This window comes from Streptosporangium vulgare (assembly GCF_042428775.1).
Classification (GTDB): Bacteria; Actinomycetota; Actinomycetes; order Streptosporangiales; family Streptosporangiaceae; genus Streptosporangium; species Streptosporangium vulgare.
Genome location: NZ_JBHMBS010000001.1, coordinates 276469 through 292473, shown reverse-complemented (window position 1 = coordinate 292473; position 16005 = coordinate 276469). Strand labels below are relative to the sequence as shown.

General features: G+C 70.5%; 11 protein-coding genes. 6 read left to right on the top strand and 5 right to left on the bottom strand.

Going from position 1 to position 16005, the window contains the following annotated elements; all coding sequences use genetic code 11:
* Positions 1–81 precede the first annotated feature (81 nt).
* Both glnA and ACFFRH_RS01245 read left to right on the top strand, forming a co-directional pair.
* Positions 82–1506, top strand: coding sequence for a type I glutamate--ammonia ligase (glnA, locus tag ACFFRH_RS01250; protein WP_344916640.1), 1425 nt, complete (start codon positions 82–84; stop codon positions 1504–1506).
* 1073 nt (positions 1507–2579) lie between these two features.
* Positions 2580–5273 (top strand): ricin-type beta-trefoil lectin domain protein, encoded by a 2694-nt coding sequence (locus tag ACFFRH_RS01245; protein WP_344743342.1) that lies wholly within the window; start codon positions 2580–2582, stop codon positions 5271–5273.
* A 290-nt stretch (positions 5274–5563) separates the two neighbouring features.
* Here ACFFRH_RS01245 and ACFFRH_RS01240 read toward each other — a convergent pair whose 3' ends face one another.
* Positions 5564–5854 (bottom strand): hypothetical protein, encoded by a 291-nt coding sequence (locus ACFFRH_RS01240; RefSeq protein ID WP_344743341.1) that lies wholly within the window; start codon positions 5852–5854, stop codon positions 5564–5566.
* Positions 5855–5951: 97 nt separating this feature from the next.
* On the opposite strand from ACFFRH_RS01240, the gene ACFFRH_RS01235 reads away from it, so the two are divergent.
* The 3 genes from ACFFRH_RS01235 to ACFFRH_RS01225 all read left to right on the top strand — a co-directional run bounded on the left by ACFFRH_RS01235 (position 5952) and on the right by ACFFRH_RS01225 (position 8226).
* A complete protein-coding gene (locus tag ACFFRH_RS01235) occupies positions 5952–6143 on the top strand; it encodes a hypothetical protein (protein ID WP_344743340.1) in 192 nt (63 codons plus the stop codon).
* Between the two features lie 643 nt (positions 6144–6786).
* Complete coding sequence (locus ACFFRH_RS01230) at positions 6787–7338, top strand: C40 family peptidase (RefSeq protein ID WP_344743339.1); 552 nt, start codon at positions 6787–6789, stop codon at positions 7336–7338.
* Between the two features lie 51 nt (positions 7339–7389).
* A complete protein-coding gene (locus ACFFRH_RS01225; RefSeq protein ID WP_344743338.1) occupies positions 7390–8226 on the top strand; it encodes an LLM class flavin-dependent oxidoreductase in 837 nt (278 codons plus the stop codon).
* A 31-nt stretch (positions 8227–8257) separates the two neighbouring features.
* Here the strand turns inward: ACFFRH_RS01225 and ACFFRH_RS01220 are convergent, their stop codons facing one another.
* From ACFFRH_RS01220 to ACFFRH_RS01210, 3 genes are all read right to left on the bottom strand, one after another.
* On the bottom strand, positions 8258–9511 hold the full coding sequence (locus ACFFRH_RS01220) for a hypothetical protein (protein WP_344743337.1): 1254 nt from the start codon (positions 9509–9511) through the stop codon (positions 8258–8260).
* Positions 9512–9630: 119 nt separating this feature from the next.
* Positions 9631–12612: a bifunctional [glutamine synthetase] adenylyltransferase/[glutamine synthetase]-adenylyl-L-tyrosine phosphorylase gene (locus ACFFRH_RS01215; RefSeq protein WP_344743344.1), complete on the bottom strand. Its 2982-nt coding sequence runs from the start codon at positions 12610–12612 to the stop codon at positions 9631–9633.
* Between the two features lie 262 nt (positions 12613–12874).
* Positions 12875–13585 carry a type 1 glutamine amidotransferase gene (locus ACFFRH_RS01210; protein WP_344743336.1) on the bottom strand — a complete coding sequence of 237 codons (711 nt, stop codon included), beginning with the start codon at positions 13583–13585 and terminating at the stop codon, positions 12875–12877.
* A gap of 263 nt (positions 13586–13848) precedes the next feature.
* On the opposite strand from ACFFRH_RS01210, the gene ACFFRH_RS01205 reads away from it, so the two are divergent.
* The gene (locus ACFFRH_RS01205; RefSeq protein WP_344743335.1) at positions 13849–14712 is read left to right on the top strand and encodes an alpha/beta hydrolase; all 864 of its coding nucleotides are present in this window, start codon (positions 13849–13851) and stop codon (positions 14710–14712) included.
* A gap of 169 nt (positions 14713–14881) precedes the next feature.
* Here the strand turns inward: ACFFRH_RS01205 and ACFFRH_RS01200 are convergent, their stop codons facing one another.
* Positions 14882–15616 carry a PaaI family thioesterase gene (locus ACFFRH_RS01200; protein WP_344743334.1) on the bottom strand — a complete coding sequence of 245 codons (735 nt, stop codon included), beginning with the start codon at positions 15614–15616 and terminating at the stop codon, positions 14882–14884.
* Between the last annotated feature and the right edge of the window lie 389 nt (positions 15617–16005).

The window sequence follows — 16005 nt, the reverse complement described above, 5'->3', positions numbered from 1 at the left end:
ACGGGTGAAACAAACGAGACACGGGGCGGTAACGGCACAGGCATACTTTCGGGCTGTCAGCCCGTCCCATGGGAGGTTCGCGTGTTCAACTCCGCCGACGACGTCCTGAAGTTCATCAAGGACGAAGGGGTGCAGTTCGTTGACGTCAGGTTCACCGACCTGCCGGGGACGACGCACCATTTCACGTTCCCCTCGGAGAACTTCGGAGCCGGCGTCTTCACCGACGGCCTCATGTTCGACGGCTCGTCGATCCGCGGGTTCCAGGCCATCCACGAGTCGGACATGCTGCTGCTGCCCGACCCGTCCACGGCCGTCCTCGACCCGTTCAGGCAGCACAAGACGCTCAACATCAACTTCTTCGTGCACGACCCGCTGACGGGTGAGGCCTACAGCCGCGACCCGCGCAACGTCGCCCGCAAGGCGGAGGAGTACCTCAAGGGCACCGGCATCGCCGACACGGTCTACTTCGGCCCCGAGGCCGAGTTCTACATCTTCGACGACGTGCGGTTCGAGACCAACGCCCACTCGAGCTACTACCACATCGACTCGATCGAGGGCGCCTGGAACAGCGGCAAGGCCCAGGACGGCGGCAACCTCGGTTACAAGCCGCGCTTCAAGGGCGGCTACTTCCCGGTCCCGCCGATGGACCACTTCACCGACCTGCGCTCGGAGATGGTCCGCAAGCTGATCGACGCCGGGATCGACGTCGAGATGCAGCACCACGAGGTGGGCACGGCCGGTCAGGCGGAGATCGACTTCCGGTTCAACACGCTGCTCAAGGCCGCCGACACCCTGATGCTGTACAAGTACATCGTCAAGAGCACGGCCCTGGAGCACGGCCACACGGTCACCTTCATGCCCAAGCCGATCTTCGGTGACAACGGCTCCGGCATGCACTGCCACCAGTCGCTCTGGAAGGACGGCGAGCCGCTCTTCTACGACGAGGTCGGCTACGCGGGCCTGTCCGACACCGCCCGCTACTACATCGGCGGCCTGCTCAAGCACGCCCCGTCGCTGCTGGCGTTCACCAACCCGACGGTCAACTCCTACCACCGCCTGGTGCCCGGCTACGAGGCCCCGGTCAACCTGGTCTACTCCCAGCGCAACCGCTCGGCGTGCATCCGCATCCCGATCACGGGCTCCAACCCGAAGGCCAAGCGCATCGAGTTCCGGGTCCCCGACCCCTCCTGCAACCCGTACTTCGCCTTCGCCGCCCAGCTCATGGCGGGCATCGACGGCATCCGCAACAAGATCGAGCCGGTCGAGCCGGTCGACAAGGACCTCTACGAGCTTCCCCCGGAGGAGGCCCGCAACATCCCGCAGGTCCCGGGCTCGCTGTCGGACGTGCTCGCGGCCCTGGAGGCCGACCACGAGTACCTGCTGGAGGGCGGCGTGTTCACGCCGGACCTGATCGAGACCTGGATCGCCTACAAGCGCGAGAACGAGATCGACCCGATCCGCCTGCGCCCGCACCCCCACGAGTTCGAGCTCTACTACGACGTCTGAGCCGCTGAGCTCCTGAGCCGGGTGAACAACCGGCCAGGATGACCAGAGGTATCACGAAAGGCCGTCGATCGTCCCTCCCCGGAGGGCATGGTCGGCGGCCTTTCGCGTGCGCTCCTCCCCCGGCGGCACGAGGTGCGCACAGGTCCGCGGAGTGAATCCGGGATCCTCGTGGTCGAGGAACCCCGGGTACGTCGGAGCGAACCGGCGAATGCGATCACGTTCGCCGATGAAACTTACATCGGCGAACGCGATTCGCCGCGGCCGACGTGAGCGGCTTTCTCCCTCGGCCTGCCCGGAACGCGGGCCGATCCGGTGGGGATCCGGTACGCCGCGGGCACCGCGTGGCGGATCGCGCCGGGCCGCCGGCAACCGGCGCGGCGACGAGGAAACCGCCCCTGACCCGGCAGATCGGGCCCACGAGCCGCCAGGCCGCACCGCGAGCACGGCCGACCGGGGCCCATCGCGACCCGCGGGAAGTCCACCATGGCGCGGAAGATCATCCGCATCGCGGCGCCGGGATGGAAGAGGACGCGCCTTCCCCCGCTTCATCGACTGTTGCGGGACACCTTTGTAAATGCGACATTAACCACAAACATCAGTCGGCATACGTCATACGTTACGAAACGGTAACACCACGTCTGCCACGGATTCCTGGGGCGTGTCATGAGGAGGCCTTTCGCGCCCCGGCGGCGACTCTCGCCAACGCGGCGCCGGGCGGACGGACAGGGCTTCTTCGGCATCGGCGAGCTCGTCCTTCGCGTACCGGAGGGCTCGGAAGCCGTCAGCGGTGAACGCCCGGTGCGCGAGACCGGCCGGCACCGCTCGTCCCGTGGCAAGGACGTCCGGCCTCACCGGCGACGAGCCCGCCGAGGCCCGCGCTCCACCGGCGATTTCCGCGCATGGCGTGAGGACGGCCTACTCCTCGGCCCGGAAGGGCGCACGGCCCTGCGGTCGATGTCCTCGACCGCGGGACAGCGCCGCGCCCGCGCGATGGCACACCCCGATGAAGTCCTGCCGCGGCGGGGTGATCGCGCGGCGAACACCCCGCTCGGAACCAACGAAAGGAACAGAGCGTGAAGTCAGCCTTGTCCACCGCCGGGAAGGCGTTGGCGGCGCTCGCGGTGTTCGTCGCCGCCGTGTCGCTGCCGGCCTTCGCGGGTGGTGCCCCGGCCTCGGCAGCGGCCCAGGCGACGTACTACGTCGCCCCCGACGGCAACGACGACAACCCCGGAACGATCACGTCACCGTTCAGAACCCCGCAGCGCGCGAGGGACGTCGTGCGCACGGTGAACGCCAACATGACCGGCGACATCTACGTGTATCTCCGCGGGGGCAACTATTCGGTCGGCAGCACGATCGACTTCACGCCGGCCGACTCCGGCACGAATGGTTACCGGGTCATATACGCCGCGTACCAGAACGAGACGCCGGTCCTCAACGGAGGTGTTCAGGTAACCGGATGGACGCAGCACAGCGGGAACATCTGGAAGGCCCCGCTGAATCGCGGCAACAAGCTCCGCGCGCTCTATGTCAACGACAGGCGAGCGTACATGGCTTCGAAAACAATAGGATCGGCGGGGTGCTCCGGAAACTACACCATCACGGCGGGGCAGGCGTCCTGGGCATGGGAATCGGGTTCGCAGTGCGCGGGAGCGAAGTACGGTCTGGGTGACTTTCCCGCCATCGCCGGCAATCAGGACGACATCGAAATAGAAACAGGGACGACCTGGACCACGGCCATCGTGGGAGTCCGGCAGGTCACCTCTGACGGCACGAACCGCATAGCCCTGTTCCAGCAGCCGGGAGCGGCCATCGCCCAGGGCGCCTTCAACGGGAACGCCCAGGTCGGCGGCACCCACAAGGTCATGAACGCCTACGAGTTCCTGGACACCCCGGGCGAGTTCTTCTTCGACAAGACGAGCCGGACGGTGTACTACTACAAATCCGCCTCCGAGGACATGTCGACCGCGACGGTTTTCGCGCCGAACAACGTGTCCACCGTTCTCAAGGTCGCCGGCACCTCCACGAGCAGCCGCGTCCGGAACATCACATTCTCCGGCCTCACGGTCCAGCACTCCGACTGGAACCTGTTCAACGTGGCCGGCTCGGCGTTCAAACAGGCCCAGCAGGGCAATCTCGGCGCGCAGGCGTATGCCAAGCAGAACTTCCACGTCTATTACTACCGCAATGTCGACATGGCGCCCGGCATCATTCAGATCGACAACGCTGACGGGCTCGTCCTGCAGAACAACCGGATACAGCACACCGGCGTCGATGGAATCAACATGGTCAACGACGTGGTGAACACGCAGTTGATCGGAAACTACACCAACGACATCGCCGGATCCGCCATCGCCGTGGGCCATCCCCAGCATGTCTACATCGGGGATCACACCTCGACGAATCGCGAGAAGTATCCCGCCCAGGTCGAAGGAGCCCCCAAGAACATCACGATAAAGAACAACTACATTTACGACAGTGCCGTGTTGTTCAACGGGCACAGCCCCATCTCGGCGTACTTCGCCGACGGCCTGTCCATCCAGCACAACCGCATCGAGAAAACCCCGTGGTCCGGTGTGACGCTCGGTTGGGGCTGGTGGAACTTCGACGGATCGTCAGGCTCGATCGCGCCCAACCGGCCGACCACCACGGCGAAGAACAACACCATCAGCCACAACCACTTCGTCGACACGGTGCAGCGCCTGAGTGACACTGCTCCCGTCTACACGCTGGGCAACCAGCCGGGAACCACGATCAACAACAACTACATGCAGGGCGTCCCGTCCGGCCACAAGTACGGGCTCCACCCGGACGAAGGCTCAGGGAACATGACTTTCCGCGACAACGTCCTGAGCGTGGACAAGAACATCACGTGGCTCATCAACTCCGACGACTTCGGGCGTAAGCACGATCTGAGCATCACGCAGACGTACGGCCCCATCAACAAGGTCTCCAACAAGAACCTGCCGAACAGTACGATCCAGGACATCCTCGTATCTTCCGACTATGTCTGGCCGTCGCAGGCCTATGGCATCGCCGTGAACTCCGGACTCGAGGACGCGTACAGGAACATCATCCCCCCGAGCAATCTTTCCCTGCCGGACTACGTCCTGCCCGCCAGCACGTTCGTCGGCACCGGTGTGACATCGATTCCCATCCGGGGCGCCGGCGATGCGAGCAAGACGGTCTGGCTGGCTCCCTCGGGTACGACGTCCTTCGTCGCCGGCAACACGATGACCAGGGCGAGCGGAACCGCGACCTCCATCGCCGTTCCGACGTCGAACGGTGAGTACCGGCTCTACGTCGTGGACGCTCAGGGGAATCGATCGGCCGAGTCGAAATCGCTCGTCAGGCAGGGAAACGGCGGGAGCAACCAGCAGAACGGCACGATCGTCGGCGGCCAGTCGGGGCGATGCGTGGACATCAACGGCGGCACGGCGACCAACGGCGCCCAGGCGCAGCTGTGGGACTGCAACGGCGGCACCGGCCAGCGGTGGACGTACACGTCGGGCAAGCAGTTGCAGGTGTTCGGCGGCAAGTGCCTGGACGCCTACGGCCAGGGCACCTCGAACGGCACCCAGGTGGTGATCTGGGACTGCAACGGGCAGGCCAACCAGCAGTGGAACCTCAACTCCAACGGCACCATCACCGGTGTGCAGTCCGGGTTGTGCCTGGACGCCAACGGCGCCGGTACCGCCAACGGTACGAGGATGATCCTGTGGGCGTGCAACGGCGGCCCGAACCAGCAGTGGAGCCTGCGCGGCTGACGTGAGGTCCCACCGGGCCGCGGACGGTCATCGCGCACCGCCCGCGGCCCACCCCGCCGACGGCCGAAACCCCATCCGAAGGCGTCGCGGCCTCCGTACGAGAGTCGCGGCCTCCGTACGAGATACGAGATGGGGAGGCGGCCTTTCGCACGCGCCTCCCCTCCGACCGCATGAGGTGCGCACCGGTCCGCGATCCGAAACCGGGACGAGTTCACCGGCTTCGAGATCCGGTTTCCCGCGTGCGAGAAGTGGTTCCGCCTCACCGGAGCCCTCGTCGGACCCGGATCGCTTCATCTGGCGGTGTTCTCCGTGACGGACGGCGCCGTCCGGGCCGCCTCCGGCGATCCGCTCACCCTCTCCGAGGCGTCGGACACCGTGGGCCGGGTGCCGGACCCCTTGGACCGCGCACGGTGACGCCTCACCGGCATCACGGCGACGACCCCGCTCGCCAGGCCGCTCACCAGTAGGGACACGGTGCTCGTCAACGTCCGGTCGACGCCGAACGTGTTGGACACCACCACCCCGAGCGCCCCTGCCGCGATCGACACCACGCTCAGCACCGCGATCAGCACGGCAAACACGGCATCTCCTCCCGGTGTTAGATCACCGCCGGACGGGACAGAGGGGGGGCCGGACGCCGACGCGTCCGGCCGAAGAACCACCAGCTGGAGGTTGTGCATGCTTGCTCAGACCACGCGGAAGGCGGCACTCGCCGCCGCGGCGATGGCGACCCTCGTCGGCCTGGTCGGCGGTTGCGGGGGCGAGGGCGACGATGACGTGGACGACGGTCCCGACGTCGTCAACACGACGACCGGACCCGGCGTGGACGACGACGGCGGCACGGACGACGACGGGGACGACAACAACTGACGACCGGCCACGGGACACGGGCGGCGCCTCCACACCGCGCCCCGGCACCGTAACCGGCACCACCGCGACCCGCGTGCCCCGCACGCGGGTCGCCGTGTGTCGCCGTGTGTCGCGATACCCGTCACCCGTTCGTCCCGGTCATGGACGCCCCTCGAAGCCCCGGTCATGAGCGGCTTCATCCCCTGCCTCGGAGTCCCGCCACCCACGCCGTCCGGTCAGCCTCCCTCCGAACCGCAGGAGCGGCAGGAACGGCGGGAACAGCCCACGCCTCGCGGCCTTCCGGCCCTCGAGGACGCCACGAGGTCAGGGGCGCCCCCGCCGCCGAACCCGCACGGTACGGGGTAAATCCACGCACAACGCGCATCACCGGCTTTTTAGGCAGACTGGTCATGACTCACAGGGGCCGACCAGGCGAGGTGACGTGGCAGAGGCACTCCGGGACGATGAGGCGGATCTCACGCCTTCCCTGGCCGTGGATCGGCGTTCCGCCCCCCTCGGCCCGCGAGGACGCGGCCGGTTCCCCGGACGCCACGGCCTCCTCGGGCTCTCCTCCGGCCTTCCGGGCTTCTCGGGCCCTCCCGGCGGTCACGGTCCTCCCGGGCGCCACGCTCCTCACCGGCGCCGCAAACAGGCCGCTGCGGCCGTGCTCCTGGGAACGTTCCTGCTCCTGAGCGCCTCCGCCTGGATACCGACCCGGCCCGTCACCCCCAACCGGATCACCGCCATCGCGTACGCGATCGAGGCCGGGCAGCACCAGCCCGGCTGGCGGGGCGGGGAGATCCCCTACTCCTGGGGCGGCGGCCACGACGAGGACCCGGGCCCCTCCCTCGGCACCTGCCAGGGCTACCGGGGATCGATCAAGCCCTGCCCGGCCACCAGGACCCTCGGGCTCGACTGCTCCGGTCTCACCCGCTGGGTCTACCACCTCGCCTACGGGCGTGACGTGCTGGGACCGGGCAACACCGACGACCACGTCAGGCGGCTCAAGAGGATCCCGGCCGCCGTGGCGAGGCCGGGGGATCTCGTTTTCTACGGCAAGGTCGGCAAGCGTAAAGTCAGGACCCACCACGTCGGCATCTATGTCGGCCAGGGCAAGATGATCAATGCGCGGAGGACCGGGACCGAGGTGCGGATCGATCGCGTCGCGGCCGTCGACGACCTCGCCGGCTACTTCCGCTACGCGAGGACCCTATGAGGTCCCGCGAAAACGGCACAGCGGGAACTCCCGCCGTTCACTAGGAGAGATATGCGCCTGGGCGTCATGTTCGACCGTGACCTTCCCCCCGAGTCACTCGTCCCCTTCTGCCGCCATCTGGACGCGGCCGAGGTGGACGACGTCTGGGTGGTGGAGGATCTCGGCTGGACCGGGGCGATCTCGTCAGCGGCCACCGCGCTCGCCGTCACCGAGCGCCTCCGGGTGGGCATCGGGATCACCCCGGCACCGCTGCGCAACCCCGCCCTGCTCGCCATGGAGCTGGGCAACCTGGCCAGGCTGCACCCGGGCAGGCTCGCGGCCGGGATCGGGCACGGCGTCCAGGACTGGATGCGCCAGGTGGGCGCCCTCGCCCCCTCGCCGCTCGCGCTGCTGGAGGAGACGATCACGGCGGTACGGGGGCTGCTGCGCGGCGAGACGGTCACCCTCCAGGGCAGGGCCGTACGGCTCGACGGGGTGAGCCTGGTGCATCCCCCCGCCGTCGTGCCGCCGCTGCTGGCCGGGGTGGTGCGGCCCCGCTCGCTGGAGCTGTCGGGACGGGTGGCGCAGGGCACGATCCTGCCCGAGGGGGTCGGCCCCCGGCAGATCGAGGACGCCCTGAAGCTGACCGGCGAGGGCGATCACGAGATGGTGGTCTTCGTGAACCTCTACCTCGGCGACGACCCCACGGTGGTCACCGCCCTGGCCGAGGGCACCGCCGGGTTCCTGAAGATCGCCCCGGAGGAGGTCGTGATGGCGGTGGGCTCTCCCGAGGAGGCCGCCGACCAGGTGAGGTCCCTGTGGGAGGCGGGTGCCCGCACGGTCGTGGTCCGCCCGCACGGACCGGACCCGCTCCCCCAGGTGGACCTGCTCCTGGGGGAGCTCCGCTAGGAGCGATCATCCGGGACACCGGTGAGCGGGACTAGGAGCGGTCGCCCCGGACACCGGTGAGGCGGCGCAGGACGTCCCACCAGAACGAGGCGCCGAACAGCAGCGCGACCATGGTGAGCAGGTAGCCGGGCCAGTGCCCGGGAGTGATGAGCCGGTCCCACCAGGCTCCGCCGTTCCAGTGGAAGGACGGATCGGCGGAGCCGTCGGGCGGGATCGTGACGCTCACGATCGCGTGATCGAAGATCTTGACCAGCGCCGGGGAGCTGAGGGACTCGGTCACGCACTGGTACGGCTCGGCGAGGCCGATCTCGCCGCCGGCGCACTTGTCCTTCAGCGCGGCGTACCCGTCCCCGCCACCGCCCGCGATGGCGCTCACCCCCGCGCGGTAGGCGTTGTCGCGCAGCAGGGTCTTGCCGTACTCCAGCGCGTCCATGCTGAACGCCAGCGTCAGCACCACGCCCAGCGCGAAGACCACCCACTTGACGTAGCGGGCGTAGAGCGTGGACAGGCGCTGCATCTCCCCGTTGAACCAGTCCTCGACGCCCTTGCGGAACCTCGGCAGGTCCCGCTGGGCGCCCTCCCAGACGCCCTTGAGGTGACCGGCGAGAGGGCTGTTGATCGCCTCCAGCTTGGCGAGCAGGCCGTCGATCCCGCCCTCCTCGGCGGCGACCAGCTCCATCACGGCGCCGGAGAACCGCTCGGGCGGGATGTTGGCGATGCTGGTACGGGCGCCCTTGGGGTGGTCGATCTCCTGGAGCCGCTCGTACAGCCGCGCGGTCATGTCGACCTGCGGCGCGGGCGCCCCCACCGGCTCCCCGGAGGCGGGCCCGCCGCCCGGCTGAGAACCGGAGGAGCCGGAAGAGCCACCGGTGCTCGCGTCCGGGGAACCGGCGGGATCCGCCCCCTCGGCGGCCTCCGGGGCGATCCCCTCGGCGATCTCCTCCGAGACCCTCTCCCTCGCCTCCTCGGAGGCCTGGACCGCGGCGGGGTCGACCCGCATCGGCTCGACCACCGCGGGCGCGGGGTCGGGGCTGTGCGCCGGGCGCGGGTCGTCCCTGGAGAAGGGCAGCTTCGCGAAGACGTCGGCTATCTTCGACGGGATCCACGACCTGCCGTCCTCGGAGCCGTCCAGGGTGTCCCTGAGGTAGGCCCACAGGAACTTGCTGCGGATCCCGAGCAGCCGGACGAAGGCCTCGTTGATCCCGCTCACCAGGAGCGACAGGAGCAGGAAGGCCAGGATCAGGCCGATGGCCAGGTCGATGTAAACGGATATCAAATGGATCACCCGGGACCGTTGATACACGCACGCCCCCGGCGGCGCAACGCGATCACCAAAACAGGTCGGTTTTCGTGACCCGCGGAATCCTCGCGACCCGACGGAGGCCGGGCGGCTCGGCTCTCGCGTCAGTCCTCGTAGAAGACGCGCTCCACGACCCGGCGGGCGCGCCGGGTGGCGCGGCGGTAGTCGTCCACGAAGTCCTCCGTACCCTCGGGCGGGTAGCCGAGGGCGCGGGCGATGAGCGTGCGCTCGCGGGCGTCCACCGGGATCGCGTCGGAGGCGCGGCCCCTGACCGCGACGATGGCGTCGCGGATGCGCGAGGCGAACCGCCACGCCTCGGCGAGCACGGCCTCGTCGGCCTCCGACAGCAGGCCCTCCGTGACCGCCGCGCTCAGCGCCTCCAGGGTGCGGGTGGTCCGCAGCGCCGGACGTGCCCCCGCGTGGCGGAGCTGGATGAGCTGGGCCACCCACTCCACGTCGGACAGCCCGCCGGGGCCGAGCTTGGTGTGCAGCGCGGGATCGGCGCCGCGCGGAAGGCGTTCGGCCTCCATCCGGGCCTTGAGCCTGCGGATCTCCAGCACGGCCGCGTCGGAGATGCCCTCCTCGGGGTAGCGCAGCGGGTCGGCCAGGTGCAGCAGCCCGACGCCGAGCTCGGCGTCCCCCGCGGAGAAGCGGGCGCGCAGCAGCGCCTGCGACTCCCACGGCGACGACCACCGCTCGTAGTAGGCGGCGTAGGAGGCCAGGGTGCGGACCAGCGGCCCCGCCTTGCCCTCGGGGCGCAGGCCGGGGTCGATGAGCAGCGGCGGGTCGGGGGCGGGCAGGGCGAGCAGCCGTCGCAGCTCGTTGGCCACCTCGAACGCCGTCTCGGTGGCCTGCCGCTCCGGCACGCCCTCCAGCGGCGAGTGCACGAACATCACGTCGGCGTCGCTGCCGTACGAGGACTCGATCCCGCCCAGGCGGCCCATCGCGATCACCGCGAACCTCGTGCCCAGCGGGGTGCGGCGCTCCATCTCGACCTTGTCGATGGCGGCGTCGAGCGCGGCCTGGATCGTCACGTCGTTGAGGTTGGACAGCGTCTGGCCGACCTCCTCGATGCCGATGATGCCGGAGAGGTCGGCGACGGCCGTGCGGAGCAGCTCCCTGCGGCGCAACGCCCGGACGGCGGCCACCGCGCCCTCGGCGTCCCCGGGGTGGCGGGCGACCACGGTCCGCGCCTCGGACAGCAGCGTCTCGACGGGCCTGGGGGCGAGTTCGGTGTCCGAGCCGAGCATCGCGACCGCCTCGGGAGCGTTCATCAGCAGACCTGTCACGTAGCGGCTGGTACCGAGCATTCTGGCCAGGCGCGACGCGACGGCGGTCTCGTCGCGGAGCAGCCGCAGGTACCAGGGGGTGGATCCGAGCTTGTCGGAGACCTGGCGGAAGCCGAGCAGTCCGGCGTCGGGGTCGGGCGCGTCGGCGAACCAGCCGAGCATCACCGGCAGCAGGGTCCGCTGGATCGCGGCACGCCGGGAGACTCCGCTGGTCAGCGCGCTGATGTGACGCAGCGCCCCGCCGGGGTCGGCGTAGCCGAGCGCCTCCAGGCGGGCCTTGGCGGCGGCCGTGGAGAGCCGGTCCTCCGACTCGGGCAGCCGGGCCACGGCCTGCAGCAACGGCCGGTAGAACAGCTTCTCGTGCAGGCGCCTCGCCTCCATGGCGTGCCGCCGCCACCTGGTGGTGAACTCCCCCACCGGGTCGGCGGTCATGCCCAGGCTCCGGCCGAGGCGGCGCAGGTCGGCGTTGCCCTCGGGCACCACGTGCGTGCGGCGCAGCCGGTGCAGCTGGATCAGGTGCTCGACCTGGCGCAGGAAGGTGTACGCCTCGGCGAGGGCCTTGGCGTCGTCCCTGCCCACGTAGCCGCCCCGGGAGAGGGCGCCGAGCGCGGGGAGCGTGGCGCGCCGTCGCAGCAGCGGGTCGAGGCGGCCGTGGACGAGCTGGAGCAGCTGCACCGCGAACTCGATGTCGCGCAGCCCGCCGGGCCCGAGCTTCAGCTGGCGGTCGGCCTCGCCGCTGCGGACGTGGGCCTCCACCCGGCGGCGCATGGCCTGGACGTCCTCGACGAACCTGTCGCGGGTGGCGGCCTGCCAGACCATCTCGTTCATCGCGGCGACGTACTGCTGGCCGAGCTCGGCGTCGCCCGCGACCGGCCTCGCCTTCAGCAGGGCCTGGAACTCCCAGGTCTTGGCCCAGCGCCGGTAGTAGGCGAGGTGGCTGGCGAGGGTGCGGACCAGCGGCCCGGCCTTGCCCTCGGGACGCAACGCCGCGTCGACCTCCCACAGCGCGCCCTCGGGGGTGCTGGTCGAGCAGGCGCGCATCATGCCCTGGGCGAGCCGGGTGGCGAGCTTGATGGCCGCGTGCTCGTCGAGGGAGTCGTCGGCCCCCTCGCGCGGCTCGGCCACGAAGATGACATCGACGTCGCTGATGTAGTTGAGCTCGCGCGCCCCGCACTTGCCCATGCCGATGACGGCGAGCCGCACCGCCCCCGCCTCCGGGTGCTCGGACCTGGCGATGGCGAGCCCCGCCTCCAGCGCGGCCCCGGCCAGGTCGGACAGCTCGGCGGTCACCCCGGACAGCGAGACGACCCCGGTGACGTCGCGGGCGGCGAGGTGGAGCAGGCGGCCCCGGTAGGCGGCGCGCAGCGCCGACAGGGTGGCGGTGGAGGCGTCGGCGGCCCTCGGCTCGGGCTCGTCCGGCTCGGCGCCGACCGCGAGCAGCAGCTCCGCGCGGAGCTCCCCCTGGGTCGGGCGCTCCACGGCCGCCGAGCCGCCGAGCAGGCGCCAGTGGTCCGGGTGCCTGACGACGTGGTCGCCGAGCGCGGCGCTGACGCCGAAGACGCCGATCAGCCGCTCACGCAGGCCGGGGTCGGCCCGGAGCGCTCCAAGAACGCTGGGATCCTGCTCGGCCAGCCGGTTCAGCGAGGTGAGCGCCAGGTCGGGGTCGGCCGCGGCGACCAGCGAGCTCAGCAGGTCGAGGTCACCGACGGCCTCGGGACCCAGTTCGTCGAGCAGCCGCTCGGCCCTGGCGCCGTCGGCGAAGCCGAGCCTCGCCAGGCGCCCGGCGGTCGTCTGCATCCGAGGCACGGTTTCCACCGACCCTCCATGGTCCTCGATCACAAGCACGGGTGCCCTTCCTCAATCCCTACCCCGAGCGATCAAAGGTGCACGCTCCCCGGGGTCGCATGGGCCTCGGTTCCTCCGGCGGGTGGGCGGGATCGGCGCGACTCGCCTCCGGATCCCCTCCCTGGCCCGCGTCTCGGGCTTTCGGAGCGTCGCCGCACAGGCTAATCCTGAAACTGTGCGGCGTCGTTAGCGGATTCGGAACGTAATCGCGCGGTCACGCGGTTTGGACGGCGATGACGGCGGCGGCGAAACGCTCGGCGAGAGGCTTCCACGCGGCCACCAGGCCGTCCTCGTCCGCCTTCACCTGCGCGTTGAGCTCCTCGACCGAGTGGCCCAGGCCGGTCAGGGCGTCGGCCGAGCCGGCCGTCCAGCCGACGAAGATATCGGGGGTGGCCTCGGGGTGGAACTGCACCGCCCAGGCGTTCTCCCCCAGCCGGTAGGCCTGGTTGGGGTACGGGTCCCCGGTGGCCAGCGGCACCGCGCCCGGGGGGAGCTCCGTGATCGCGTCGCGGTGGTACTGCACGGCGGGGGAAGGACCGAGGCCGGCGAACAGCCGGTCCGCTCCGGCCGCGGGCAGCGGGACGACCTCGGTGATCCCGACCTCCAGCCCGTGCTCGCCGCGCCCGACGGCACCGCCGCAGGCGAGCGCCATGAGCTGGGCCCCCAGGCAGATCCCCAGGGTCGGCACGCCCTCCTCGACACAGACGCGGATCAGGTCGCGGGTGGCCGGCAGCCAGGAACACCGCTCGTCCTCCCAGGCCGCCGCCTCGCCGCCGAGAACGATCAGCCCTGCGGCGGCCCGCTCGGGCACGGCCTCACCCAGGTAGGGCCGGACGACCTCGCAGACGGCGCCGGCCCCGGACAGCCATCCGGCGAGGAATCCGAGTCCCGCGTCGGCCTCGTGCTCGATGACGGTAATCCTCATACGGCAATTATGGTCTTATACAGGCACAAGACGGTCACAGCTTGAAGGACACCCAGAACCGCCGCGCGTCATGTCGGCCGCGGACATTGACCTCGGGCACGAGCGCCCGCCACCTTTGTCCCGGCCACCCCGCACCACCCCGGCCACCCCGGGTACCCCGGGTACCCCGGCCACCCTGAACACCCCAGCCCCCCTGAAAGCCCCGCCCGAACACCCCGGCCCCGCCCGGACCGAAGGCGGAACTCCCTGTTCGAGGAGAACCGATGAACCCCGTCCTGAGTGATGTCGAGGTCCCCGGCGGCACGCTGCGCGTCGCCAGGTTCGGGGCCGGCCCCCGCGTGATCGTGGCGGTGCACGGCATCACCGCCTCGCTCATGGCCTGGGCCGGCGTCGCCCGCAGGCTCCCCGCCGAGTGGTCACTGGTCGCGATGGACCTGCGGGGCCGCGGCCACAGCGCCGAACTCCCCGGCCCGTACGGCCTGGCCAGGCACGCCGAGGACGTGAACCTCGTGGCCCGGTCCGTGGGCGCCGGGTCCGGCGCCGTGCTCACCGGTCACTCGATGGGCGCCTACGTCGCGGCCCTCGCCGCCGCGGGACACGACTACGCCAGGGTGGTGCTGATCGACGGCGGGCTCCCGCTGCCGGTGCCTCCCGGCGCCGACCCCGACGCGGTCCTGGAGGCCACACTCGGCCCGGCCCTCGCCCGGCTGGACCAGACCTTCCCGAGCGTCGACGCGTACCTGGACTTCTTCAGGGCCCACCCCGCCTTCGCCGAGGCGTGGACCGAGGACGTGGAGGAGTACGTCCGCTACGACGCGCGGGGGCCGGAGGGGGCGGTGCGCTCGCGGGCGCGGCGCGAACCGGTCCGCGAGGACGGCCGGTGGATGCTCACCGAGGGCGAGGCGGTCGGCGCCGCTCTGCGCGCGATCACCTCACCCCTGTCGCTGCTGCGCGCCCCGCGGGGACTGCTGAACCAGCCGGTCGGCATGCTGCCCGACGAGCTGACCGCCGCCTGGACCAGGCGGCTGCCCGCACTGGAGGACGAGTTGCTCGACGACTGCAACCACTACACGATCCTCTTCGGGGACCGCCCCGCCTCACTGGTCGCCGGGCATCTCTCCCGGTGACTCCCGGTGAGCCTCGGGCGGCGGCCCGGCGCCGGACCGCCGCCCGAGAGGTCGTACGGAACCCGGGAAGGAGTCACCCGGCGCCGGTCGCGGAACCGGGCGAGAGGCGGCAGGACCGGTGAGAGGCGCAGGGCGGTGAGGAGCGGCGGGACCGGAGACGGAGCGCCGGTCAGGCGGGCCGGGCGGGAGTGATCCAGGTGGCCTTGGCGGCGGCGACCAGGGTTCCGTCGGTCTCGTAGACGGCGCTCTCGCCGAAGAGCTTGCGGCCCTCGCGGCCGGCGGCGCGGGCGACGACGGAGTAGGTGCCGCCGGGGTAGATCCGGCGGTGGATCCGCACGGTCAGGCGGCCGAGCAGGGCGAACTCGCCGGGCCCGAAGTGCGCCCAGCCGGTGGGGCAGTCGAGGGCGGCCCAGAGGATCGCGTCGGGGACGCTGCCGTCCGCGTCGGTGATGGTCATCGGGACCCGCCAGCCCGCGGCGATCAGGTCGGTGCCGGGCACCGGGCCGGGGAAGATCCGCAGGCCGTCGCCGGGGCCGCGCAGGCCGCACGCGAAGCAGCCGGGGAAGGCGTGGCCGACCAGGCCGACGAAGCCGCCCTCGGCCTTCGCGGCCTCGTTGAAGGGCACGAAGTCCGGGACGCCGAACTCCTCGGCGACCGTGATGGCCTCGACGAGGAGCTTGTCACCGTGGGTGAGGGTCGCGGTGTTGGCGAGATGGCACAGGGAAAGCTCGGTGTCCAGTGGCGTGGGTGCGTGAAGCGTGACCTCGACGGCCGAGTCGTGCCGGGCGCCGTGCAACGCCTCCGAGACCGTGCCCGCGATCCAGCCGCCGTTCGCGGAGCCCTCGGGCCCACGGAAACGCGCCGGAACGGTCAGCACGGTCTGCAGCTCGGACGTCGTCGTCATGCCGCACCTCCTGTCGCCTTTATGGCGATCAATCCTCGGAAATCACGTTATTTGGACTGACCGATTTTATCGGACTGCTTGTACATACAGCCAACTCGGGATCGATGACGTCCTCATTAGCTGCGGGTAACGCCGGTATGACGTTCGAGGAGCGATCCCGGAGTACCTCGCCGGGCGACTTCTCACCACAAGACCCACAAGACCCACGAGACCCGTGAGACCCCGGCCTCACCGGCCCCGGTCGGCGGACCCTGATCACGGAAACCCGGCACCACGACCGCCCGCCGCCCGTACGACGGCGCGCACCGGTGCCAGGCCCATGGACCTCATGGGCCTCATGGGCCTCATGGACCTCATGGACACGGCGGGCGCCCCGGATGCCCGCCGTG

Coding starts and splice junctions, on each gene's coding strand:
- ACFFRH_RS01225 (WP_344743338.1), top strand. CDS start 7,390: ATGCGCCTGGGCGTCATGTTCGACCGTGACCTTCCCCCCGAGTCACTC.
- ACFFRH_RS01235 (WP_344743340.1), top strand. CDS start 5,952: ATGCTTGCTCAGACCACGCGGAAGGCGGCACTCGCCGCCGCGGCGATG.
- ACFFRH_RS01200 (WP_344743334.1), bottom strand. CDS start 15,616: ATGACGACGACGTCCGAGCTGCAGACCGTGCTGACCGTTCCGGCGCGT.
- ACFFRH_RS01205 (WP_344743335.1), top strand. CDS start 13,849: ATGAACCCCGTCCTGAGTGATGTCGAGGTCCCCGGCGGCACGCTGCGC.
- ACFFRH_RS01210 (WP_344743336.1), bottom strand. CDS start 13,585: ATGAGGATTACCGTCATCGAGCACGAGGCCGACGCGGGACTCGGATTC.
- ACFFRH_RS01215 (WP_344743344.1), bottom strand. CDS start 12,612: ATGCAGACGACCGCCGGGCGCCTGGCGAGGCTCGGCTTCGCCGACGGC.